This is a genomic window from Burkholderia sp. TSV86, from assembly GCF_001522865.1.
Classification (GTDB): domain Bacteria; phylum Pseudomonadota; class Gammaproteobacteria; order Burkholderiales; family Burkholderiaceae; genus Burkholderia.
This window is the reverse complement of the sequence record NZ_LOWB01000013.1, coordinates 1-1,972: the sequence shown is the minus strand read 5'-3', so window position 1 is coordinate 1,972 and position 1,972 is coordinate 1. Positions and strand designations below refer to the sequence as shown.

Here is a 1,972-nt window from a genome sequence, read left to right as displayed (position 1 = left end):
TTTATTCGTTGGCCTTCTGAGGAATCCTGATCATTCCGAGACCGCTTATCGACAGGCTTCCTTATTGCGACAGAACCGCGCGGATCGCGCAGATATCGCCGGCCGCCTGGTGGCATATCCTGCTGAATGGGCACTACACCTTCCAAAGCGGCAACAAAATCGACCTGGACGCACTCATCGCCGGACTAGAATTGGAGTGACGAAATTTTCGGCGGTTCCGAATTGGAATCCTTTATTCCTGTTACGGTGGAACACGATGCCCCAACCCAGTGATCCTTTACCCCCAGCCGTGATCGACACCTGGCGACTGAGCGTTGACACGTCGCTGTTCGTGATCGAGATCCTGGCCGACGGCAGCTGGCGACCGGCGTATATTGCGCCGAAGCGGCTGGGCGGCTGGACGATGGAAGTGCTGCCGAACATGCCGCCGACAGTCGATGTCGAGGCCGCGGTACGCACTTGGGCGCGACAGTACGGCGCGAATGTAACGATCCGGCGCACGCCAGTGCGCCGGTTTCCCGCGCAAACCGCTTCTTCGAACCGGACGCCAGAATGAACATGCTGAAACGTCGTCTCGAGGCGACAGACGATAAGCTGCAGGAGCTGAAAACGGCCCGCAAGGCGGCAGCCAAGGCGCAACGCCAGCAGGTCAAGCAAACGCGCGCGGATCGCGAGCGAAAGATCATGCTGGCCGGCGAGGCGTTGCTGCGGCGTGTCGATCGCGGTGAGTGGGATGAAGCCGATTTCCGCGCGATGATGGACGACTACCTGTCGCGGCCCGCCGATCGCTCGCTGTTCGAGCTCGACGACGAATAACCTTGATGCTCGACGGCGACACGCCGCACTGGCAAGCCGGAAACGGTTGCTCTATGCCGCGAGCTTTCCCATTACCCCGGAGATCAGATGGCGAAATCGTTCCAGCGCTTTACCTTGCACGTACAGCTCCAACACATTGAACCGCCCATCTGGCGCCGGATCGAGGTCGAAGGCACCGAGTCGCTGCGCAAACTACACCATATCCTGCAGGCGGCATTTGGCTGGGAAGACAGTCACCTGCACGACTTTCTGATTGACGGCATGACCTACGCCATGTTCGAGATAGACGACGTGCTGGACTTCGCCGACCCGGGCACAAGTGCCGATGACCGGAAGGTTCGACTACAGAAGGTCCTGAAACTTGGCTCGCGCTTCCTCTATCGATACGACTTCGGAGATGGCTGGGATCACTCCATCGTCGTTGAGAAAGTGGAAACCATTGAGAGCGAACCGTGGGGCACGGCCCAGGTCATCGATGGTGCTCGCGCGTGCCCGCCGGAAGATGTGGGCGGCCCGCCTGGCTACGACGCGTTCTTGAGCACGCTATCCAACGATCCGAATAGCGAAGAGGCGGAACATTCCCGAAACTGGGTCGGCCCCGGCTTCGAGGCCGAATTGTTCGATCTGCGTGCTGCGAATGCTACGTTGCTGCGTATGGCATCCAATCGTTGGGGAAACCGGTAACTCATGCGGTCGAGACTGTATCGGCTCCACGCCGACGGTTGGTGTTCACAATGCGGAACGACGGAATTTTCTGGGGTTCCGGCGTAGAACCCCTTGTCGCGCAGATTCGCAAGCGCCTTGCGCACCTCTTTCGGATTGTTGTTGTTCACCAGCAGCCGCTTGACCGGTAGCGTGTTACCGAGGTATTCCAGTACCTCGTCGACAAGCAGTTGGCCCTCCTCGTCCGGGTCGCCCAAGTGCACTACTTCGTCGACGTTGTCCAGCAGCTGACGGATCGCCTCCAGAATCTGCGCCGTTTCCTCACGTGGCTCGAGGACCCACGTCGACGGCACGATCGGCAGATCGCTCGCACGCCAGATCTTCTTGCCGTTCTTGGTAAGCGGCACGTCGTCCGGCTGAATCGGCCCGGGTTTTTCGGAGACCTCAACCTTTGAGAGAATGGGGTCATGGAAACCTTAAAACCTGAAAGCAA

3 protein-coding genes are annotated in these 1,972 nt (G+C 59.3%); all 3 read left to right on the top strand.

Annotated elements, in window-relative coordinates:
• A partial coding sequence (locus WS68_RS28630) for a hypothetical protein (protein ID WP_231752920.1) occupies nucleotides 1-556 on the top strand: 556 nt, incomplete at its 5' end.
• Nucleotides 557-558: 2 nt separating this feature from the next.
• Nucleotides 559-816, top strand: a complete 258-nt coding sequence (locus WS68_RS27150; protein WP_156429296.1) for a hypothetical protein — start codon at nucleotides 559-561, stop codon at nucleotides 814-816.
• An 87-nt stretch (nucleotides 817-903) separates the two neighbouring features.
• Nucleotides 904-1,500, top strand: coding sequence for a plasmid pRiA4b ORF-3 family protein (locus tag WS68_RS00665; RefSeq protein ID WP_059568984.1), 597 nt, complete (start codon nucleotides 904-906; stop codon nucleotides 1,498-1,500).
• Nucleotides 1,501-1,972 lie beyond the last annotated feature (472 nt).